The sequence below is a fragment of the Phyllobacterium sp. MT110 genome (genome assembly GCF_058792715.1).
The window spans coordinates 210,983-233,452 of record NZ_JBXAFE010000002.1 but is presented as its reverse complement, the minus strand read 5'-3'; the positions used below and the strand labels follow the sequence as shown (position 1 = coordinate 233,452).

General features: G+C 52.7%; 18 protein-coding genes. 3 read left to right on the top strand and 15 right to left on the bottom strand.

Going from position 1 to position 22,470, the window contains the following annotated elements; all coding sequences use genetic code 11:
• Window positions 1-25: 25 nt before the first annotated feature.
• The 5 genes from AC1Q5O_RS12665 to AC1Q5O_RS12645 all read right to left on the bottom strand — a co-directional run bounded on the left by AC1Q5O_RS12665 (window position 26) and on the right by AC1Q5O_RS12645 (window position 5,589).
• Window positions 26-1,264 carry a tyrosine-type recombinase/integrase gene (locus AC1Q5O_RS12665; RefSeq protein ID WP_492563424.1) on the bottom strand — a complete coding sequence of 413 codons (1,239 nt, stop codon included), beginning with the start codon at window positions 1,262-1,264 and terminating at the stop codon, window positions 26-28.
• Window positions 1,265-1,596: 332 nt separating this feature from the next.
• Window positions 1,597-3,786, bottom strand: a complete 2,190-nt coding sequence (locus AC1Q5O_RS12660) for a virulence-associated E family protein (protein ID WP_492563422.1) — start codon at window positions 3,784-3,786, stop codon at window positions 1,597-1,599.
• Window positions 3,783-4,013, bottom strand: a complete 231-nt coding sequence (locus AC1Q5O_RS12655; RefSeq protein WP_492563420.1) for a helix-turn-helix domain-containing protein — start codon at window positions 4,011-4,013, stop codon at window positions 3,783-3,785. Before AC1Q5O_RS12655 ends, AC1Q5O_RS12660 begins: the two co-directional genes overlap by 4 nt.
• 400 nt (window positions 4,014-4,413) lie before the next feature.
• Window positions 4,414-4,623, bottom strand: coding sequence for a YegP family protein (locus AC1Q5O_RS12650; RefSeq protein ID WP_492563419.1), 210 nt, complete (start codon window positions 4,621-4,623; stop codon window positions 4,414-4,416).
• A gap of 558 nt (window positions 4,624-5,181) precedes the next feature.
• Entirely contained in the window at window positions 5,182-5,589 is a 408-nt protein-coding gene (locus tag AC1Q5O_RS12645) for a very short patch repair endonuclease (protein WP_492563418.1), read from the bottom strand.
• A gap of 152 nt (window positions 5,590-5,741) precedes the next feature.
• On the opposite strand from AC1Q5O_RS12645, the gene AC1Q5O_RS12640 reads away from it, so the two are divergent.
• The gene (locus tag AC1Q5O_RS12640; protein ID WP_492563417.1) at window positions 5,742-6,419 is read left to right on the top strand and encodes a PDDEXK family nuclease; all 678 of its coding nucleotides are present in this window, start codon (window positions 5,742-5,744) and stop codon (window positions 6,417-6,419) included.
• Here the strand turns inward: AC1Q5O_RS12640 and AC1Q5O_RS12635 are convergent.
• A complete protein-coding gene (locus tag AC1Q5O_RS12635; RefSeq protein WP_492563936.1) occupies window positions 6,416-7,390 on the bottom strand; it encodes a DNA cytosine methyltransferase in 975 nt (324 codons plus the stop codon). The two genes, AC1Q5O_RS12640 and AC1Q5O_RS12635, sit on opposite strands and share 4 nt — an antisense overlap.
• 396 nt (window positions 7,391-7,786) lie before the next feature.
• Window positions 7,787-9,610 carry a GmrSD restriction endonuclease domain-containing protein gene (locus tag AC1Q5O_RS12630; protein WP_492563415.1) on the bottom strand — a complete coding sequence of 608 codons (1,824 nt, stop codon included), beginning with the start codon at window positions 9,608-9,610 and terminating at the stop codon, window positions 7,787-7,789.
• Between the two features lie 533 nt (window positions 9,611-10,143).
• Between AC1Q5O_RS12630 and holA the strand changes: the two genes are divergently transcribed.
• Window positions 10,144-11,193 carry a DNA polymerase III subunit delta gene (holA, locus tag AC1Q5O_RS12625; RefSeq protein ID WP_492563413.1) on the top strand — a complete coding sequence of 350 codons (1,050 nt, stop codon included), beginning with the start codon at window positions 10,144-10,146 and terminating at the stop codon, window positions 11,191-11,193.
• A gap of 79 nt (window positions 11,194-11,272) precedes the next feature.
• On the opposite strand, the gene AC1Q5O_RS12620 is transcribed toward holA, so the two are convergent.
• The 5 genes from AC1Q5O_RS12620 to mnmE all read right to left on the bottom strand — a co-directional run bounded on the left by AC1Q5O_RS12620 (window position 11,273) and on the right by mnmE (window position 17,028).
• Window positions 11,273-12,157, bottom strand: a complete 885-nt coding sequence (locus AC1Q5O_RS12620; RefSeq protein WP_346306704.1) for a ParB/RepB/Spo0J family partition protein — start codon at window positions 12,155-12,157, stop codon at window positions 11,273-11,275.
• 38 nt (window positions 12,158-12,195) lie between these two features.
• On the bottom strand, window positions 12,196-12,990 hold the full coding sequence (locus AC1Q5O_RS12615; protein ID WP_472462166.1) for a ParA family protein: 795 nt from the start codon (window positions 12,988-12,990) through the stop codon (window positions 12,196-12,198).
• Between the two features lie 51 nt (window positions 12,991-13,041).
• Window positions 13,042-13,686: a 16S rRNA (guanine(527)-N(7))-methyltransferase RsmG gene (gene rsmG / locus AC1Q5O_RS12610; protein ID WP_492563411.1), complete on the bottom strand. Its 645-nt coding sequence runs from the start codon at window positions 13,684-13,686 to the stop codon at window positions 13,042-13,044.
• Window positions 13,683-15,551: a tRNA uridine-5-carboxymethylaminomethyl(34) synthesis enzyme MnmG gene (gene mnmG, locus AC1Q5O_RS12605; protein ID WP_492563410.1), complete on the bottom strand. Its 1,869-nt coding sequence runs from the start codon at window positions 15,549-15,551 to the stop codon at window positions 13,683-13,685. Before mnmG ends, rsmG begins: the two co-directional genes overlap by 4 nt.
• Window positions 15,552-15,693: 142 nt before the next feature.
• A complete protein-coding gene (gene mnmE / locus AC1Q5O_RS12600; protein ID WP_289016196.1) occupies window positions 15,694-17,028 on the bottom strand; it encodes a tRNA uridine-5-carboxymethylaminomethyl(34) synthesis GTPase MnmE in 1,335 nt (444 codons plus the stop codon).
• A 74-nt stretch (window positions 17,029-17,102) separates the two neighbouring features.
• Here mnmE and AC1Q5O_RS12595 point away from each other — a divergent pair, with 74 nt between their 5' ends.
• Window positions 17,103-19,112 carry a thioredoxin domain-containing protein gene (locus tag AC1Q5O_RS12595; protein WP_492563408.1) on the top strand — a complete coding sequence of 670 codons (2,010 nt, stop codon included), beginning with the start codon at window positions 17,103-17,105 and terminating at the stop codon, window positions 19,110-19,112.
• A 5-nt stretch (window positions 19,113-19,117) separates the two neighbouring features.
• Here the strand turns inward: AC1Q5O_RS12595 and rho are convergent, their stop codons facing one another.
• From rho to hemE, 3 genes are all read right to left on the bottom strand, one after another.
• Window positions 19,118-20,383 carry a transcription termination factor Rho gene (gene rho / locus AC1Q5O_RS12590; RefSeq protein ID WP_091879370.1) on the bottom strand — a complete coding sequence of 422 codons (1,266 nt, stop codon included), beginning with the start codon at window positions 20,381-20,383 and terminating at the stop codon, window positions 19,118-19,120.
• 197 nt (window positions 20,384-20,580) lie between these two features.
• Window positions 20,581-21,072, bottom strand: a complete 492-nt coding sequence (gene hemJ / locus AC1Q5O_RS12585) for a protoporphyrinogen oxidase HemJ (protein ID WP_492563406.1) — start codon at window positions 21,070-21,072, stop codon at window positions 20,581-20,583.
• Window positions 21,073-21,144: 72 nt separating this feature from the next.
• Window positions 21,145-22,176: a uroporphyrinogen decarboxylase gene (gene hemE / locus AC1Q5O_RS12580; protein WP_492563405.1), complete on the bottom strand. Its 1,032-nt coding sequence runs from the start codon at window positions 22,174-22,176 to the stop codon at window positions 21,145-21,147.
• Window positions 22,177-22,470: the final 294 nt, after the last annotated feature.

Genomic DNA, 22,470 nt, shown 5'->3' with positions numbered 1-22,470 from the left:
GTGGCAGGGCGGTACCACCGGCAGGCTAGCTAGCGCTGCCGTAAGCCCGTTCCAGTGCGTTAATTGCCACCTCTCCGCCCCGAACAGCTTGGGTGTAATGCCCGAGGGTAACCGTTGCATTGGCATGTCCGGCGAGGCGGGCAACCAGCCCAATCTCAATGCCTTGCGCCTGCATCGTTGAGATAAATGAATGCCGGGCACTATGTGGCGTTACATAAGGCAGACCCAGTTCGGTGAAGAAAGGAACCCAATAACGCTTGCGAAAATTCTGATAGACGAGCGGACCGCCGCCACCGATACGCAGCTTTGGCCACGCTTGTAGCCGACCTGGCCCCGGAAAGACACGGTACAGCTTCCCATCTTTGCGCGGACACCTTGCCCGCCACTCCAGAAGCATTCCTCGCAGTGTCTTCCCCATCGGGATATCACGGGTTCCGGCCTCAGTTTTAGTCATATCAGAAAGCGTGCCATCGCGCTCCTGCATGCGCCGAATGTGAATGACGTTTGCGTCGAAATCTACGTCCTCCCAAAGGAGCCCGAACTGCTCGCTTGGACGCGTCCCTACGAGAAACGGAAACACGCAGTAGATTCCACGATCCTTATCGTGTTTTGCCGCTTCAACCAGCTTGGCGATGTCCTCTGTGGTCAGGATGGACTTTTTCAGCTTCGCCTTGCCGCGACCCAAGCCCGTCGGCATAGAAGGAGCGCGGACGCCAAAATCCTCCTCCGCCAAGGCAAGAATAGCTTTCAAGTGGGATTTTGCACGGTTCGCCGTGTACGTTCCGGAATGCTCAAGGAGTTGTCTGTGCCACGCTCGAATATCTGCGGTGGTAAGCTCGTTAAGCTTAGTTTTGCCGAGCATGGGTAGTAGGTGCGTTCCCTTGGGCTTTACATCGGTCGCAGTGTATTCTGCTTTCTGCCTTTGCGTCCCCACGAGGTATGGCCCCTTGATATGAGCAACGACAATTGAATACCCCGTATGGGTACTTGCCTTTACATTGCGCTTCCGGTCGGCAAGCCAATGATCACATGCTTCGTTTACAGTTGGCACCGTCCGTTCGCTGACATATGACCCAGCGCTCATGGACACAATAAGGGTACTTTGCCTTGCCTGCGCATCCTTCTGCCGTTCGAAGAATTCCTGTTTGCGCTGATCAGTCTTAGGGCATCTATAATTAACCACATAACGAAGCTGCAGAACCACGCTGCCATCCTGCAGAGTGCGCTTGCGCATTCGTTTGGTCACATTGATTTTGGTATTCATCACATTCTCCGTTGGTTGAAATCACAACCAAAAAACACTGCGAAAATTCGCGCACAATTTATCGGAATGAGCTATGAGAGGTCGCGCTGTAACCAGCCGCGTAACCGCAAGTATTTGGAACTATTCAAGACCCCGTCCAAACGGGCTCGAAAGCAATCCGAATTCAGACCTTACTTGGGTTGAAATCGCAGCTGGTGGCAGTGGCGGCGGTGGCACGCACCGGCGCGTGGCCCGGCTGCGACCACTGCTACACATGTAGAGGCTTTTACCACCGCAGTATGCTGCACTCCCGGAGCTCCTATAGGACACGCCACCGCTGCCACCGCCACCCGCTAGAACTTTCTGTTCTCCCCAGAGAAATCAGGATCGTCCACGTGGTCGTCAGCTTTCATCCGCCGGAAGCCACGCAACGTTTTCCCCGACATCTTGAACTTACCCGGCTCCCATCCGAGGGAACGCATTAACCCCGAGAGCCGCTTGGTATGGCCATTATTTTGGCGATCCAGTTCAATGTTGAGAGTTATACCCAACAGTTCGTGCGTGAAGGCTCTGACTTCGTCGTCAAAGGCTCTGCCTCGAATACTGGCGAGTTTTTCAAGCCATGGGTCGTCTTCCAAACGCTCTACCTGCTCGGCTGCAGCAGCACCCCAGAGTTCGGGTGGCAGAGTTATGCTCTCGCCCAGCGCTTCCCTATGCGCTGCTTCTGCCCAAAGCTGGTCTCGATCAAGGGCGAGCGCTCCAAGATTAATTTGGCCCGTTTTGATGGGAAGAAAGCGACGATTGCCGGTTGTGTCGCGCAAATACTTTTCGTCGTTTGTGGTTCCAACGAAAATTGTCTGGCGGCCTCTGCTTTCAGAGAACCTTCCGTAGGACATTCGGGCACGGTCAATCTGCCGTGAAGCAAACGCCTTGGTTCGTTCAATTTCTGCTTTTCTAAGACCCGATATTTCGCTCAGTTCGTAGATCCAAACACCTTCCATGGCTTCCATTTGGGCTTTAGTATCAAGGGTTAGTATTTCATTGTCGGAATGGAAGCCGTCACCGGCGAGAATATGCAATGCAGTGGATTTACCCGTTCCTTGCTTACCCTCAAGAATTGGGATCGTGTCATATTTTGCGCCGGGTTCCCGCACTCGTCTGACTGCGGCAATCAGCATTGTCACTCCGATGGCCAAATTGAGCTCCGTGTCCTCCGCTGCCAGATACGTCGCCAGCCAATGATCCAAGCGCGGGGTGCCGTCCCAGACCAAATCGTCCAACATCTGCCTGATCGGATGTAGGGAATTCTCAAGGCAAAGCTGGGTTACAGCGTCGCGGACATTCTCCGCCCGAGGATCAAAATCAAACTGGTCAATTACTATTCCCCGAAGCCTACTGCATGCATCGTCACTGATCTCGCCAGCGTGCTCTTCCAACTGGGTTCCATTGATTATCTTTCGCTGCCGGAACAGATCATGCGCAAACGCCAATTCCAATCGCTGTAGTGCAACAATAGTGTTGCGCATTGTCGATTGTGGCTTCCCCGACTTATCTGCATCCGGCCAACCGCTGCCACTTGCTGCCTTGGCTGCCCTTGCTTGCTTCAGCGCGTAGGCTTTGGGATTCTTTTTCTCCAGTATCGATGCTGAAATCCCGTAAGCCGGATTGATCAGTATTCCGGCAATCGCTTCCTCGCCGAGGCCATGCCGCGCAAGATCACACGCCACTCGAAACACACCCTCACTCCGAGAGCGATAGCGAGGTGTATTGCTGGACCGGGGGTGATCAATATCATCACCTGTTTCGATAAGACCGCGCGTTGTCTTAGAAATAACGATACCGATTGCGTCTATCGAGATCAGATTGATCACGGCAGCGTTACCTATTGCCCCTTTGGGGCCTGCTGGTTCCGGATCATTGCCGATTGGAAAATCATCAAGAGAATAGCTGAGTTTCCAATCAGCACTAACTACTTTGGCCAACGTAGCTTTTCGACCAGCAGCAGCTTTTTTGGCATTGGGTATATTGACAGTTCCAGGCAAGCGCATAATGCGATCAATGTTGTAACAGTTATCGCCGCCGACTTGCCGCGCTATAGAGCGATTGATGTGTTCAACTCGCTCCAATTCTGTAGCCGGATTGGCGAGTCTCCAGTAAGCATGATAACCACCACCTGAAAATACGATTACCGTTGGCGTAGCGGCGAAAGATTGCAAACGCTCCAATCCCCTGAGATCGTCAATATCAACGTGAAGGAAAAACGCTTCCTTTACATCATTCTTGCTGGCCTTTTTGTTCCGGGCTTGAGAATGTAGGCCATTAACGTGGAAATACACGTTCTCCTCATCTTGGCGAACATTGATCCAATCGGCCATTTCGCCCGCTTCATTGCAAACAAAGGAAGAGGCCTCAACCTTCCCATCGTAAGTGATAGCAACAAGGTGCCAAGGGCCATTTGGATACATGCGTTCTAAGAATGAAACGGCTTCGCCGGTGTTGTCGGCATTTTCCATCTCCACCCAGTAATCATTTTCGTCACTCATTTGTCACCGCCCTCGCGAGAGGTCTCGATAAAGGCGACGACTTCTGAGATTTTCACCAATCGGCGCTTATTGAACGGTCGATAACTCGGTACCTCACCCCGCCCTACAGCCCTTTGCAGCTGCCAGTAGTGGCAGCCAAGTATTTCTGCGGCCTCTTGGAGCGTAAGCAACTTTTCAGGATACGTGCCGTTAGTGTGTAGTGCATTTGGAATTTGATAAATGTTCATCACTGACTTCCTGTTGCGAGGGCAGACAGTGAATACGGGAATACCGACGCACGCCTGCCCCCAATTGGATTTGGGTTTGAAGCGTGAAGTCAGCCCGAATGAGTAACATTGGGGTCTTTATGTGCGGCACTAGAAAACTGCCCGGTATTGTGAGCTGAACATCTACGATAGAATTCCATCGCGATGCAGAGCGTCAGTGGAGATTATCTAGTATTCTCCGACGCAAAGACTCCCCGTGATCTTTCACCCGTTTTGGATGCCACAGTTTTTTATGCAATGCAACGGCTAGTGTCTCTCGTTAACAAAAACACTACTGATGGTGGAAAGTCCGCTTCGTGAAGAAAAGCGCGGCCGTAGACGCAAAGAAAGAAGCCCGCTGTAAAGCGGGCTTCCAAGTGGTTTATGCAGCGTTTTCTAGACTGGCTGGATACCAAACCGGACTAGAAAGGGAGGCTTTCATTATTTCGATACCACGTTCGCAATCGACCCGTCGTTTGTAGCTCTCGCTACTTACAGCGATGGTTTTCCCATTAGACGCATCGTATTTCCAACGCCATTCGCCAGCGTTGTCTTTGTACAACCAATAAGAAGGATAGTTCCGTTCAGCCATTTTGGCTCTCCGTAATAAAGAGAACGTCGAGCTTGACCACGGCGTGTTTTTGATTCAAAACACTCTTGCAGAATATTTGCCATGTCCCGCACTCGACATCCAATCTTTGCGAGATATGAACTTTAGAAGCCGTCGTGTGTCGCCAAACTGCGGCGGCTTCTTAATTCATAATCAACTATATTTGTGGCCGAGTGTGTGGCGTAGAGTCAATACATCTGTGATATCGCCCCGAGTTATCCACTGAACGATTTAAAAAATTAAGTAAATTCAAATAGATACGATGCGGCACCAATGAACGCGTGGGCGAGACTGAGCTCACGATCAATCAGTATTCTTAAAGTAGCGCTCTCATTTGATTAGTCTGATTCGGTAGTTTTACGCGCCCACGCACGTGTAGCCAGCGCCGCCACACAAACGAGGAAAATTGGAAACGGCGGAGAACGGGAAGCATACTGGTATGCCGGAAATGTGCGGGTAACCGGAGAAACACCGGGGTGGAATAAATATGCCGTCCAACCACTTAGCACTTATGGAGTAAGGGCTGGCAATTACAGTATCTCAACTTAAGAAGGCTGTGATTCTTGGTATTAATATTGTTGGATGGCGGGTCTCGCATTCCCAGATCACCAACACCTCCCAACCTAGGCGGGTAAGTTTCTGGTCTACCTCGATATCTCGTGCTACATTTCTGTCGAATTTCGCTTCCCAAAACTCAATATTGCTCATGGGAGTTTGCGCGTATTTGCATTCAAAATGCCTATGCCAAAAACACCCATGTATGAAGATAATCTTCTTTTTTCGGGAAAAAACTAGATCGGGACTACCCGGCAGTTCCGCAAGATTTACGCGATAACGATAACCAAGCTTATAGACTAATTTCCTGACGATTAGTTCAGGTTTAGTATTCTTTGCGCGAATTTTCGACATATTATTTGAGCGAATTTCGGGGCGAATGCGGTCTATCATCCGGTTGCCTATTCAATTGCCGTTAATTTTTAATAACCAAAAGCATTAGCATTATCGTCGATAGTGATACGAGCGCCTATTTTTCGTTTTGACGCCTACCGGAGACTCGAGATATGCATTCTGGGTGTTTTACTGGGGGCTTATAAAATAATATGGCAGCGCAGGACGATATTAGAGAAAAAGAGATCATCCAACGATTTAACCTTAAGCAAGAACCAGATCGGGTTCGTCATGGTACTGACGCAATTCTAAATCTTGATGGGCAACTTATCGAGTTTGAGCTGAAGTCCGTTACAACTGCCAAGGGAGGATTAAGTACGGTAAGGGACCTAGGCCGCAACCATATTGAGAAGTGGCGGGGGAAGCATTGGATAATAGCTTTTTACGATAAGTCCGGCCAATTAGCTAACTGCAAATACGCAACTCCAGACGACATGTCACCATGGATTGAGCAGATTTGGTCTTACATTGAACCTGATTTTAGGATCGCAGAAATCTGTTCCGGTTTTTGTAACCTGGAAGCGCTTCACCATGTGGTGGGTGCAAAGGAACTTTACACTTTAGAGGATGCGAAGAAGCTTCATAAAAAGCAATATACTGCCAAGAAATATCTTGATGCGATGGATTTAAAGGACGGATACTCGCCAGCTAGAATGCTGGAAATTTTTAAAGATCGAGTAAGGTATGTCATCGAGCGAGGATCTACGCTTAACAATCCACATATCCAAGCTTCTTATTTTAACAATCAGCCAGATATCAAAGAGGAGCATGCTGAGACATTGAGAAAGCTAATTCGAAATTGGCTGCACCTGAAAGAGGCACCCCTTTAAAGCAACGCATCTTGCACGGCTTTGGCCACCGCATATCCAACCGGAGGAGCAACAGAATTTCCAATTAAACCTAAGGCCTTATATACCGGTGGCTTGATTGGCCAATCATCGGGAAATCCTTGCAAAACCATGCAATCGGGAACTGAAAGCCTAAAATGTCCGTCTTTGGCAACAAACGCTGCAGCTGCGTCCCTCGTCGCGGCAACGCCGTTTGGCCAAATTTGAAGACTATTCCAATCCTTCATCGCTGTGGCGCTGTTTACAACACTTGTAGTATGGCGCGGTCCTGTCCATCCGCTACGGATAGTAGGCGCAATGTCATCGTAGCCAATTTGGGGCAGCCCCAACGCTTCTCTAGTTCCCATTGTTTTAGGGAGATTAGTGCCAAACGATTGCTTCCAAGAGTGCGTTTTCTGGGGTGCTTCAAATTTTGCTGCATATCGAGCCTTGTGGAAGCCCACGAAAAATATTCGCTTTCGGCGCTGAGGAACACCAAAATCCTCAGCTTGCAATATGAACGTCTTAATTGTGAATTTTAGTGAGAGCGGTTGGAAAAAAACGGCTTCCAGATAATCAACAAATTTCTTTGTTGCCAGCCCCGAAACATTCTCCATAACAAACGCTTTAGGAACGATCGCAAGTACGGCCCGGACGAACTCGGGTACCATATCTCTAACGTCATCCGCACCCTTGCGGTTTCCTGCATGACTAAATGGTTGACAGGGCGGGCCACCGTGCAAGACATCAACTTTGTTCTTGTACGGTCGCCAATCAACTTTTGTGACGTCACCAGCAGCACCGCTGAAAACCTCCCAATTAGGGCGCGCTACAGATAGGACTTCTGAAGTTTCCTTCAATATGTCGTAGGAAGCGACATGAGTGTAACCAGCTCTTTCAAATCCAAGATCCAATCCTCCACAACCACTAAACAAGCTCAAAGCGCGGAGGTTATTTGACGGTAGTAATGGCATAAGTTCCAATGGAGCGAGGCGAGCTACCGGAATTGGGTGTTTGGGCAATACGCAGTCGCCTCGCAAAGCGCGAGCTTTGGCTTCTTTTGCTATTCTGGATGTCTGACGAAATCGATCTCGCTCTGATTCGGTTAGGTCCCATCCTCTGTACCATGGGGTTGAAGTGCCTCGAGCCCCATAAGGTTGGAGTTTTGGTGTAGAACCCAACTTAAAATCTCCCAATTCCGTATTTCTGCCAACAAATTTATGTTCCACAATGCATCACTAGGCGTGGCATTGGAACGACCTTGACAAAAAAAATAAACGAAAAAAGGCTATCGAATCAATATAGTGTCTTGCGGTAAAGTCTCCCGGCCCGTGGAAACCGGCGCTAGAAGCAAATGTAGCTTCAACGGTTCACCCCCAAATAACCTCCAGAGACACGTTTTTGCCTTCAGCGAGATATGAAATGGCTTTCACCACCAATTCGGCTCTAGAGCGCAAAAATCTGTTAAAATCAATAGAAAGCTTAGCTTTCAAATCTGGGCCAACAAGGTTTTCGTAATGTGCTTCGCTTAGCAATTCAAAAGGGATAAGGTGGGATGCCAATCGCTCCCTAACGACACCCTCATCCGCCAAGTCTATTCGCTCTTGAAGATAATCAAGAGGGTCTTTTCTGCCTATAATCCTATTTGTCTTCCATGTGATCAAAGCACAGTTCAATGCAAAGTTGCTTTGAATGCCAACTTCTGAAAGCAGGGCATCAGGAAAAATATGATGATACTCACGTTTTTGGATGCTCTCATATGTTGCTTTCTTATGATCAGCGAAGTCCATAGCTCCAAGATAGGTTGTCACGGCAAGGATGCCTCTGGCCTCGATACCGGCACCTTTCGGCCACCCAGCCACTATTAGAGAATCAACATCAGCGAGAGGATGGTTCTTGCGATCTAGAGCGGGGACACTGTCTTTTTGATTTTCTAGGAAATTTGGCGTCTTAAGCAGCAATTTCAGCGCTCTGAAATCGGCAAATGCTCTTGAGGTGGCACTGTTTTCGTATCTGTCTGTAAAGAAGGACGACCATAAATAACTGCGGAGTAGCTTTTCGGCTTTCGCCAGATAGTCACCGTTTTCAGGAATGAATTCATACGCAGCAGCGGTCACCGCAAGAACGGCATTTGTCGGTAGTCTTGCTTGGTCGAAGACGCCCTGCTCTTCTAGGAATGCGACCATTCGCTGTAAGCCTCGCTCTAGCTTTGGCCAATTTGTTAAAAGTTGCCCCTTATCCATCTCAATCATTCCGCGGGTACTGGGGATTTTGTCTTGGAGAAGAGCAGACGTGGATAAAATTAAGTCCGAAAGATTTCCAAAACGGGAGACGTCGGGACAGTTATCCTTGAGAGCGGATTCAAGCGAATGAAGCGATTTCTCAGCGACGCTTTCTACTTCAGCGACAATAATATCGTATAGTGACAACGGTTTACTGTTGGTGTTCATATTTATAAATACTTGTAACGCGATATCTTTACCCGTTTCCGCTGGGAGAGAGAGATAAGGAAGATTAAAATGTGTAACCCGTTCACGAAGCGTGACAATCTCGCTCTTAATGCCGTCACGTAACGCTGTGTAAGCTTTGTATTTGGCTAGTGCATTTGGGTCGTCATCAAGTGGCTCCAATAACTTTGTTGCTCGGTTTAACCACGTGTCGATCTCGCTAGATATTTCACCGGGGCGCAGTAACGAAAGGGGAATCAGACCTCTCTTGAGACACTGTGTTTCGTCATCTGCCCAGCGAGGCATCCTAAGCTTCGATCGGTTTAGCCAGCGCGGAATACAACGTACTTCAATCTCAACTTCCCCCACCTTGTTTTCATCTAGATCAAAGCTAGGAATATAAATAAAGTACGTTTCCCATTCGTAGTTATTGTGTAACGATCGCCAAAAAGCCGTTAACCTTTGTTGGCCATCAAGTAAATGTTGTGAAACCACGCTGGATTGAGGAGGATTCGAAGTCGCGATATACCTTGAGTCAAATTTTTCAACTCCAGCCACCTCCAAGGCAAGCGTGACGCCGACGGGCAGATTGTTGATAACCGTGTTTAAGAAGCTTGTTATTCGGCCACGATCCCACGCTTCGAAGCGTTGAAAACGTGGAAGCTTCACCATACCGTGCTGAATATGATGAAACCAAACGCCCAACGTTCTGTCTTGTGCCTTACTAGACTGTTGCATGATACTCATTGGACACATTTGCCTTCAAACACGAGTCAACTTCCCCGACTACTCTCCGATGTTTTCTACCGCACGAGTTCACTCTAAGCCTAGAAAATTCCACTTACTAACCAGCGTTTAAATATGCTGGTTACTTCTCGGTTACGGTCTGCCGCATTGATCCGGGTCTCCACTATTACGATGGCGTATCCAATCACTACGGGAATTCAAAATCCTGTTTATTGGAATTCCGGTGTAGCAAGGAACCGAGTACGTTGCTGTCCACTCTTACGAACACATTAAACGGCTCAATTTCTCCCTTGCCAAGGTTGGGGTCGAGGGTTCGAATCCCTTCTCCCGCTCCAGTTGTTCGAAGTTCAAAAGGCCCGGTTTTTACCGGGCCTTTTTGCTTTTCAGCCTGACTGCGCTATTGTCGTCAAAAACCTTTGATTGCCCGATATTCACTGCGGCTGGCAACGATGCGGTCTCCTTGATGGGTGATTGTGTCAGCCGGTAAAGGGCCCGCAATTGCAATCCGCGTTCAATGCGCTAAACCCTTCGACATGGCACAGAAGAAAGCACACGAGGTTGATTCCTTCCTGAAGAGGCTCGACAGGGCTTATCCGATCGTACTGCTCTACGGCCCCGACAAGGGGCTGGTGAGCGAACGGGCCGGCGTCTTTATCAAGCTGACCGGACTCGCCCAGGACGATCCCTTTGCCGTCATCCGCCTCGATGCCGATGATGTTCAGGCAGAGCCGGGGCGGCTGTCCGACGAGGCCAACACCATTTCCATGTTTGGCGGCGAGCGCCTGATCTGGGTCCGTAACGCAGCCGGACAGAAGGGATTGGCCGATGCCGTAACGCATCTGACCAAATCACCGCCCGTCTACACATTCATCCTGATCGAGGCGGGCGACCTCAAGAAGGGTGCAGGTCTGCGCGGCATTGTCGAGCAGAGCGCAAGCGCCATGGCTTTGCCTTGCTACAGCGATGATGCCAAGGGCATAGACGCAACCATTGATGACATGCTTGCCCGCAACAAGCTGCAGATCACGCTGGATGCCCGCAATCTGCTGAAAGAAAGCCTTGGGGGAGATCGGCTGGCCACGCGCGCCGAGCTTGAGAAAATCTGTCTTTATGCCCACGGCCGCGAACGGGTAACCATTGAGGATGTCCGCGATATCATCGGCGATGTCAGCGCCACGTCCTACGAGACAATTGTCGATGCCATGATGACGGGCAATCTGACGGATTTTACCCATGCATTCGATCGGGTTATCGGTTCCGGGTCTTCGAGCTTTCTGATCCTGAGTTCCGCAATACGCCAGTTCCAGACATTGCAAAGCCTGCGTTACGGCATGGAAAACGAGGGCAAGAATGCCGGATCGGCTGTGGCATCCGCGCGTCCGCCGGTGTTTTTCTCACGGCGACGGCTGGTGGAAACGGCATTGCAGCGTTGGACAACACAAAGCTGCGCCCGCGCCATCGAACGGTTGCAGAAAACGGTGCTGGAAAGCCGCCGCAACGCGACACTTTCCATACCAATCATTCGTCAGTCACTGATCGCTCTGGCTGCAGAAGCCGCCCGGGCAGGGCGGAGCGGCCGTTAGGTAACGTGCATCCCTGCCGCCCTTGCAAGACCCAAGAGCATGCTAACCATTTGAATTAAAACGGTTTATCGCTTGCAACTTAGCTTTGCAGGCGGCGACAGATCTCATCCAGCTGCTCCAGCGTTGCGTAATGAATACGCACGTCTCCGCCCTTGGCCTGATGATTGACCGTTACACGCATGCCAGTCACGTCCGACAGCAGTTTTTCCAGTGCCCGCGTATCCGCGTCCTTGTTTTCATCATTGTCCGCCTTGACTTTCGGAGCAGCCGGTTTGCCGCCGCCTTGAGCCAGTGCTTCCGCTTGACGAACAGATAGGCCGTCGCGAATGATCCGCTCGGCCAGGACATCCGGATGTTCCGCGGTGATCAGCGTACGTGCATGTCCAGCCGACAGAGCGCCATTCGTGATGTGGTCGCGAACCGTTTCCGGCAGTTTCAGCAACCGCAATGTATTGGCCACGTGGCTTCGGCTCTTGCCGATAACCTGGGCCAAGTCCGCCTGCGTATAGTCATGATCATCAATCAGTTGCTGATAGCCCATGCCTTCTTCAATCGGATTGAGATCGGCGCGCTGAACATTCTCGATGATCGCCAGCTCAAGCGCGACCCGGTCATCGACTTCGCGAATGATCACGGGAACAGTGGTCAGACCGGCACGTTGCGCCGCACGCCAGCGCCGCTCGCCGGCGATCAGCTCATAGCGATCCGCGGAATCCTTGACGGGTCGAACCACGACAGGCTGAACAATGCCGTGTTCGCGGATTGACTGGGTCAAATCCTCCAGATCGGCTTCCGTGAACAAACGCCGGGGATTGCGCGGATTGCGCGTGACAAATTCAATGGGAACCTGACGATCCAAAGTGGCGATGCGCGGAGGAACATTTTCTTCCGGCAGACGGTCCATCTCTCCAATGAGCGCAGCAAGACCTCGACCGAGGCGCTTTTTTGACGGATCTTCATTCATTGTCATAGGCTCTCATAAATGTTTCGTATTCGAATCGATCAAGCAGCACGCAAGTGTCGCTCCCTTTGAATAACTTCCGACGCCAGCTGCAGATAAGCCTGGCTGCCCGCACACTTCAGGTCGTACAGAATGGCAGGGGTACCGTAGGAGGGTGCTTCCGAGACACGTACGTTGCGCGGAATGACCGTGCGGTAGACTTTGTCGCCCATAAACGAACGGACATCGTCAACAACCTGTGTTGCCAGATTGTTTCGGCCGTCAAACATGGTCAGTACAATACCCTGAATGTTCAGGGCCGGATTAAGCGCTGTCCGTACCTGGTTGACGGTTTCGAGCAGCTGACTCAATCCTTCCAATGCGAAAAACTCACATTGTAATGGCACAAGCACTGAATCGGCCGCTGCCATGGCATTCATGGTCAGGAGATTGAGCGATGGCGGGCAATCGATCAGAATATAGGTAAAAGGCGATACTGCATTATCGCCACGAAATGCCTTGCGCAAACGCGTGGCACGGTCGGCAGAACCGGCAATCTCCATCTCAACCCCCAGAAGGTCGAGCGTTGACGGAATCAGCGACAGGTTGGGAACGGCTGTCGCAATGGCGGCCTCATCCACGGAAGCGGTTTGCATCAGAACATCATAGGACGACAATTCGCGATTCTTGCGATCGATGCCCAGCCCGGTGCTGGCATTGCCCTGAGGATCAAGATCGACAATCAGGACATTCTCGCCAATGGCCGCAAGCGCCGTAGCCAGGTTGATGGCAGTTGTGGTCTTCCCCACGCCGCCCTTCTGATTGGCTATGGTAATGATACGAGTCTGACTGTTCATCACTGTTTTCCCGAGCAAACCATTACTATCGGCGATAAAATGAAAAATGGCCTATTTCGCCGCTTGGTTGCGCCGCACATTGCTGATCTGCAACACCACCGACTCAACATCGACCACACTGGCATGTTGTACCAGATCAAATGACCAGCCGTCACGGCTTTCCTCGATCTCGCGGCGATAATCCCGACCTTTTTGAAAAAGTGCCGTTGCGCCGTTCGTCAGCCAGGGCTCTGTCAGCGCAAAAAGTTCCTTCAACGGCGCAAGTGCACGGGCCGTAACAACATCAGGTGCGGCGATTTTCGACCAAACCGCATCAATCCGAACTGGATGCACCGTTCCAGGAGTGTGAAACTGGCCCAGAGCGGTGCGCAAAAACGCAGCCTTCTTGCCATTGCTCTCGACAAGATCAATCGCCGCACCCTCCGTTTCCTTCAGGAGAATAGCGAGAACAACACCCGGAAAACCGCCGCCTGAACCGAGATCAAGCCAGCGCTTGGCCTCAGGCATAAGCGGGCGGAGCTGTGCGCTGTCGATAATGTGCCGTTCCCACAACTCATCCAGCGTGGCAGGGGAGGCGAGATTGATCGCCTTTGACCACTTTCGAAACAGATCTTCGAAGTCAATAAGGTCCTTGACTGTTTCACGTGAAACATTGGGGATAACCCCACGCAGCTTCTTCTCCCGCCAATCGCTCACGCCACGTCTCTTGCGACAGTGTTGCGACGAATTTGGGTGATAATGAGGGCAAGTGCAGCCGGCGTCATGCCATCGATACGCTGGGCTTCCGCAATCGAACGCGGCTGGCGCTGCTTCAGCTTCTGCTTCAGCTCATTGGACAGGCCGGAAACCACCGAAAAATCAATGCCCTGCGGTATGAGCAGCGCTTCTTCGCGTTCCATCGCGGCAACGTCAGCCTTCTGGCGTTCGAGATAAACCGCGTACTGCGCTTCGATCTCCAGAGCCTCCGCCACACGACCGTTAATGTCAGCCAGTTCCGGCCAGATCAGCCGCAAACGCGCCAGGTCTATCTCAGGAAAGGCAAGCAGTTCGTACGCCGAACGGCGAACGCCATCCTGATTGAGATGCAGATTCACGGCCGCTGCCGCATTTGGTGTGATGGTCAAGCGCTTTGCCAGGTGACGCGCCGCATCCAATTGATCCGTCCGTGCCGCGAAGCGATCCCGTCGATCCGAACCCAGTATCCCCAATCGGTCCGCCATGGGCGTCAGACGTTCGTCGGCGTTGTCGGCCCGTAGGGAAAGCCGAAATTCCGCACGCGACGTAAACATGCGATAGGGCTCGCTCACGCCGCGCGATGTCAAATCATCGATCATCACCCCGATATAGGCTTCGGTCCGATGAATGATCATGGGCTCGCCGCCGCCGGATAGCCGCGCCGCATTCAGTCCCGCCAGCAAACCCTGTGCCGCCGCTTCCTCATATCCCGTTGTTCCATTGATCTGCCCCGCGAGAAACAGGCCGCCGATGCGACGCGCCTGCAGGCTTCGATCCAACTCGCGCGGATCAATATAGTCATACTCAATGGCGTAACCCGGCTGCAGCATAGTTGCGCGCTCGAGACCCGGTATGGACTTGAGTATTTCCAGCTGCACGTCCTCGGGCAGGGATGTTGATATTCCATTGGGATAGACCGTTTGATCATCCAAACCCTCGGGCTCCAGGAATATCTGATGGCCATCCCGGTCACCAAATTTGACGATCTTGTCTTCCACAGACGGACAATAGCGCGGGCCAATGCCTTCAATCGATCCGGAGTACATCGCGGAGCGATGCAGATTCGCGCGGATGATGGCATGCGATTCCGGTGTCGTGCGCGTGATCCCGCAGTCGATCTGCGGGTTGGTGATGACATCCGTCATCAGTGAAAACGGCAGCGGGTCCTCGTCCGCAGATTGAACGTCAAGCCCTGACCAATCGATCGTGCGGCCATCCAGCCGCGGCGGCGTGCCTGTCTTCAACCGACCCAAAGCGAATGCATGTCTCGTCAGGGTACCCGACAAACCAAGGGCAGGGGCCTCGCCCATTCGCCCTGCTGGTATCTTCTTTTCACCGATATGGATCAAGCCGCGAAGAAATGTTCCCGTCGTCAGGACTACAGCACCACAGGAGAAAACGCGGCCATCCATCAATTGAACGCCTGCAACCTTTCCGTCGTGAATAACCAGATCGTTGGCGCCACCTTCAACGACCGTCAGGTTCTCCTGTTCCGCAATCGCCGCCTGCATCGCCAGCCTATAGAGCTTCCGGTCCGCCTGGGTGCGCGGGCCGCGCACAGCAGGGCCTTTGCGCCGGTTGAGAAGTCGGAACTGAATACCAGCGGCATCGGCAACGCGGCCCATCAGGCCATCGAGCGCATCAATCTCCCGGACGAGGTGACCTTTGCCAAGACCGCCTATGGCGGGGTTGCAGGACATAACACCGATTGTATCGGCCTTGTGTGTTATCAGCGCCGTGCGCGCGCCATAGCGTGCTGAGGCCGCTGCGGCTTCACAGCCGGCGTGTCCACCACCAATGACGATGACGTCAAAATTGTCTTCCACGAGCCAAACTTTCCGAGATTCGAATTCAGTGTCTTGATGAGCAAATCAACGCCCTGAGTCAAGTGTGAGTCAAAGAACAATGTTTCACGTGAAACAATTCGCACGCACAAATTACCGTTATAGTTTCAATGTTTCACGTGAATCATTTGCCTATACAGAACTGTGAGAATACCACATCGAGAATATCCTCGACATCCACGTCTCCGGTAATCCGGCCCAATGCATGGGAGGCCCGGCGTAGATACTCAGCCCGAACCTCCAGCGGCGCGGCTACGTCAGCCACAGCGTGATTGATTTCCCGGCTCGTTTCGGCGAGTAACTCCATATGACGGCGGCGAGTAGGAAGCGGATCAGAGAGATTCCCGGCTGCAGATTCGGCCCTGGATCGCAAAGCCGCTATCAGATCATTCAAACCCTCACCCGAACGGATTGAAACTTTTAGATCATAACTATCGGATGTCGTTCTCTCGACAACATCCAGCTTCGTTCCAATTCGCAGCGTATCGATTGCATCCAGCTCGACGAATGGTGCCGGAAGGGGGTTCGCCATATCCGTCAGCAACAGTACCAGATCCGCGGCGTGCGCGCGATCAAGTGCCCGTTCAATGCCTATCTGTTCCACCTTGCCCTCGGTTTCCCTGAGACCCGCCGTATCGGTGACAAGGACGGGCAGGCCTCCCAGATCGAGTTTGATTTCGATCAGGTCACGTGTCGTTCCCGGTTCATCGGAGACAATCGCCACATCGGTACCCGCCAGGGCATTCAGCAGGCTCGATTTGCCGGCGTTCGGCGCACCAACAATGACGACACGGAAGCCATCGCGCACCATCGCGCCACGTTTCCCATCGGCTACGTGATGTTCAATCTTTTCCGCAAGATCACGCATCGATGACCAGACTTGATCCGATACGGAACCGGGCACGTCGGATTCGTCGGCAAAATCCAGTTCCGCTTCAATCAAGGCGCGCGCGCGGATCATCTCGGTGCGCCAGGATGAGTAGAGCTGAACTTGCGAACCGGATGCGATCTGCAGTGCCAGGCGGCGTTGACCATCAGTCTCAGCGGCGATCAGATCCGCGAGACCTTCAGCCACCGTCAGATCGAATTTTCCATTCGCAAAGGCGCGCCGCGTGAACTCACCGGGTTCGGCCAAGCGACAATTGTCAAAGGTATAGAGAAGCGAAATCATTGCATCGACAACCGCGCGACCGCCGTGCAGCTGAAACTCGCCGCAATCCTCACCGGTAAAGCTATGGGGATTGGAGAAAAACAACACGAGTCCCCGATCAACAGGACTACCGAGCGCATCGCGGAACGTACGCAGCTCAGCCTGCCGTGGCTGAGGAAGGTTACCGCAAATTGTTTCGATAACGAATCGAGTCTTCGATCCGGACATGCGGATCACGGCGACACCAGACGGAAGCCGCCCACTGGACAGGGCAAAAATAGTCTCGCTGAAATTCTGGTTCTGTTTCATTTGCATTTATCCACGGCTACACTGGATGTCTTGATAACCCTCAAGCCGGCATTCGGGAAGAGCGGAGTAATCCAATGTATCAGCAAGCCAATCTGCTCGGGAACGAGTCCAGCCCGTATCTTCGTCAGCATGCCGGCAACCCGGTGCATTGGCGACCATGGGGAAAGCTTGCGCACGCGGAAGCACAAGAAACGGGCAAGCCCATTCTGCTGTCCGTTGGTTACGCTGCCTGTCACTGGTGCCATGTCATGGCACACGAATGCTTTGAAGATGGCGACGTTGCTGACCTGATGAATGCCCACTACGTCAATATCAAGGTGGACAGGGAAGAACGGCCGGATATCGATCAGATCTACATGGCAGCTCTTGGTGCGATGGGAGAGCAGGGGGGTTGGCCGCTGACGATGTTTCTTACACCGGAGGCAAAGCCGTTTTGGGGCGGAACCTATTTTCCCAAGAACTCACGCTATGGCCGCCCTGGTTTTGTCGACGTGTTGCAGTCGATCGACAGGGTATGGCGCGAAGACCGCGCGCGTGTCACCCAGAACGTCGATGCCTTAACCAGCCATGTCAGCGCCCGCCTTGACGCCCAAGCGGGCCCGGCCGCGCTGGATAAATATATCTTTGATCAGTTTTCCGCCAATATATCCGGCATGATCGACATGCAGAAAGGCGGCTTGACCGGCGCTCCCAAATTTCCCAATGCGCCTTTCATGGACACACTCTGGCTTTCCTGGCTGCGCACCGGAAATGTCCAGCATCGGGATGCCTTTCTCAAGAGCCTGCAAATGATGCTGCAGGGCGGCATCTACGATCATCTCGGCGGCGGGCTATCCCGGTATTCCGTCGATGATCGCTGGCTTGTCCCGCACTTTGAAAAGATGCTCTACGACAATGCCCAGTTCATCCGTCACGCGACGTATGCCTATGCTGAAACCAAAGATGAATTGTTCCGCCTGCGAATCGAAGAAACTGTCGGTTGGCTCGAGCGCGAAATGCTGGCGAATGGTCAGTGCTTTGCCTCGAGCTTGGATGCCGACAGTGAGGGTGAAGAGGGCCGGTTCTACGTTTGGTCCGCGGATGAAATTCCGACGACGCCGGATTTCGATATCTTTCGTACGGTTTACGATGTCCGTCCAGAGGGAAACTGGGAAGGCAAAACCATTCTCAATCGCCTGACCTCGCCCGGCTTATCAGATGCAGACACCGAGGCACATTTGGCAAAGGCCAGGCAGATACTTTTCAACCGCCGCGAAAACCGGGTCCACCCCCATCGCGACGACAAGTCACTCACCGACTGGAACGGGCTGATGATCCGTGCGCTCGCGGAAGCGGCGCGGTTATTCCAGCGCAAGGATTGGCTGGATCTGGCATTGGGCGCATATCGTTCCATATCCGAATCGATGGTTGATGGACGTCTGCCGCATTCCGTTCTGGAACAATCCCGCCTTTTTCCCGGCTTGTCATCGGATTATGCATCCATGATCAATGCCTCCGTCTCCCTCCACGAAGCGACGCAGGACAAAGCGTTTCTCGACGACGCGGCTCTTTGGCTCCAGTCTCTCGATCGCTGGCATCTTACGGAAGATGGCAATCATGCCCTCAGCGCCACCGACAGCACCGATGTCATCATCCGCGTGCGCGGTGATCAGGATGAGGCCATACCGAGTGCCACCGGGCAGATCATCGAAGCCATCTCGCGTCTGGCAACGGCAACATCGGACTACGCACTACAACAGCGGGCCGAGGAACTCGCTGAAAACGCGCTCGGTCGTGTGCTTGAACAACGTTATGGCCAGGCTGGTGTTCTCAACAGCGCAAGCCTGCTGTTGGAACCGATGAAGCTTGTCCTGGTCACTCCGGACAAAAGCCATCCGCTCCTGCAGCTTGCAAACGATTATCCGGATCCGCGCCGTACCGATATCTGGATGGAGTTTGGAGAAAACACCACAATCGAGTTGGTGCCCGGCAGCGGAGCAATCATCATAAAAAAACCCGCGGCCTATCTCTGCCGCGGGTTCGTGTGTCTGGCGCCTGTGGAAACAGCCGAGGCGCTGGCAGCGCTGCTCAAACCGCAATCCTAGGACTGTTACGTATTCATCGAATCGAAGAATTCGCCGTTGGTCTTGGTCTGCTTCAACTTGTCGATGAGGAACTCGATCGCATCCGTGGTGCCCATCGGGGCCAGAATACGGCGCAGGACAAAGATCTTCTGCAGATCCTGACGCGGTACGAGCAGGTCTTCCTTGCGGGTGCCGGATTTCAGAATATCCATGGACGGGAAAATGCGCTTGTCGGCAACCTTGCGGTCGAGCACGATTTCCGAATTGCCCGTACCCTTGAATTCTTCAAAGATAACTTCGTCCATGCGGCTGCCCGTATCGATAAGAGCTGTCGCGATGATCGTCAGCGATCCGCCCTCCTCGATGTTGCGTGCCGCACCGAAGAAGCGCTTGGGGCGCTGAAGCGCGTTGGCGTCGACACCACCGGTCAGAACCTTGCCGGATGACGGCACCACGGTGTTGTAGGCGCGGCCAAGGCGCGTAATGGAATCGAGCAGGATGACCACATCGCGGCCATGTTCAACAAGGCGCTTCGCCTTCTCGATGACCATTTCGGCCACCTGAACGTGGCGGGACGCCGGCTCATCGAATGTGGAGGAGACCACTTCGCCCTTTACGGAACGCTGCATATCCGTGACTTCTTCCGGACGTTCATCGATCAGAAGAACGATCAGATAGCATTCGGGATGATTGGCAGTGATGGAATGGGCAATGTTCTGGAGGAGAACGGTTTTACCGGTACGGGGCGGAGCGACGATGAGACCGCGCTGGCCTTTACCGAGAGGTGCCACCAGATCGATGACACGGGCTGACAAATCCTTGGTGGTCGGATTTTCCAGCTCCATCTTGAAACGCTCATTCGGATAGAGCGGTGTCAGATTGTCGAAGTGGATCTTGTGGCGGATTTTTTCCGGGTCTTCGAAGTTGATGGTGTTGACCTTGAGAAGGGCGAAATAGCGCTCACCTTCCTTGGGCCCACGGATCGGACCTTCAACGGTATCACCGGTTTTCAGCGAAAACCGCCGAATCTGCGATGGGGAGATATAGATGTCGTCGGGGCCTGGGAGATAGTTTGCATTGGCAGAACGCATGAAGCCGAAGCCATCCTGCAATATCTCGACCACGCCTTCGCCGATAATTTCGACATCCTGGGAGGCCAGTTTCTTCAAGATCGCAAACATCAATTCCTGTTTGCGCATGACACTGGCGTTTTCGACTTCCAGTGTTTCAGCAAACGCCAGAAGATCAACCGGCGTCTTGTTCTTGAGTTCTTGTAGTTTCATTTCCTGCATGTGTGCGGAACTCTTAATCTTATAGGTTTGAAATGGGGAAGGGAAATGACGATGCCGGAATGCAGTGCCATGTATGAATGGCTGAAGATCGCTATGGCGGTATTTCCAGAGAAGAGCCCCTATCTAGCCAATCATGACTGCAAGGGCAAGGGGTTTCATGAGTGGTATTGATATCAGGCAGAAAATAAAATGATGAGTCAAAATGGCTTTATGATGACCATGATCACGATAATGATCATCAGAACCGTTGGCACTTCATTCATCATCCGCCAGAAACGGGCAGGCTTTGCGTTTCTATCCTCAGCGAACATGCGGACAGCCTTGGAAAAGTAGCCGTGGATGCCGGAAAGGATCAGGACGGCCAGGAATTTCACATGAAACCAGCCGTCCATATAGGCAACCGTTCGCCACGCGAGCCAAAGTCCGGCGGCCCATGTCACCATCATGGCCGGATTGATGATAGCCTTGAGCAACCGGCGCTCCATCACCTTGAACGTTTCCGATTGGACGGAGCCTTTTTCGGCGGCACAATGATAGATGAACAGCCGCGGCAGATAGAGCATCCCGGCCATCCAGGAGATGACGGCAATCACATGCAATGCCTTCACCCAGAGATAGGCGTTGTCGGGATAGAGATAGACCAGGGTCACAACAACCAAGGCAAGAGCAATACCGGTCGCCTTTGCCATCGATGCTGTCTTGTTTGAATTTTGGACCGGCATCTCGTTGCTGCTCATAATCAATCCCCGGTTTTCAGCGCGTCAGTTCCTGGCCGTTGCCTGCCGCACGCGCGCAACCATCTGTTCCACATGGGACACGGGAGCATCGGGTGTGATGCCATGACCAAGATTGAAGATCAGCGGGCCATGACCCAGCCCGTCAAGAATGGCATCCACGCCTTCATCCAGCGCCCGGCCGCCAGCAACAACACGCAAGGGATCAAGATTGCCCTGAATTGCTCCTCCACCTTGAAGTGAAGACGCCAGCGACAGCGGCACCGTCCAGTCGAGGCCCAAGGCTGTCACCCCGGTGCGTTCGCGATAGTTCACGTAAAGCGCGCCGGCGCCCTTGGGGAAACCGATGATCGGGACATCCGGGTGGGATGCACGCACCTTTTTGACGATCCTGGCCACGGGAGCGATACAGAACCGCTCGAAGCAGGCTTCGTCGAGAACACCAGACCAGGAATCAAAAATCTGCACCGCGTCAGCACCGGCATCGATCTGGCGGATCAGATACTCCGCTGAAACATCGGCGAGTTCGTCCAGCAGTTTCTGGAAGGCATCCGGATAGCGGTAGGCGAAGAGGCGGGCCGGTGCCTGATCCGGTGTTCCATGACCCGCTATCATATAGGTCGCCACGGTCCATGGAGCGCCACAGAAGCCAAGCAAGGTGGTTTCCTGTGGCAGTTGATGCCGGAGCAGCCGAACCGTCTCGTAGACAGGCTCCAGGCGTTCCACAGCCCCATTGGGTTCAAGCCAGAAAATGCCATCCGCATCAATCGGCGTCATCAAAGGGCCTCTGCCCTCTTCAAAGCGCAGATCACGGCCAAGCGCATGCGGCACGACAAGAATATCGGAAAACAAGATTGCCGCATCAAATCCGAAACGGCGGATCGGCTGCAGCGTCACTTCGACGGCGAGATCCGGCGAATAGCAGAGATCCAGAAAACTTCCGGCGTTTTTCCTGACTTCCCGGTATTCAGGAAGATAGCGTCCAGCTTGGCGCATCATCCAGATGGGAGGCGGAAAAACTGTCTCGCCTCTAAGGACTTTCATCACTTTGCGGACCATTCCGTCTCTCTCCAGCTTTGTCTTACAAAAAAGAAAATTGGATATTTTCTGATTTTCTGATTCTTAGAGTCTGTTTGTATCGGGAATTATCAGATTGCCAACTTTTTCCCACAGGCAACCGGAGCGATGCGAAACAGGGAAAACCATAAAGCAAATTTCAGGAAAAGCGGTAATAAAGTAAAATTCCGTTTATTATCAGTCTGTTGAATAATATCGATCTGTGGATATCCATGTGGGAATGCGGGGAACAACGGACGAAGAGTCGCAACAATCCCCAGATCGCAGCGGTGCGCG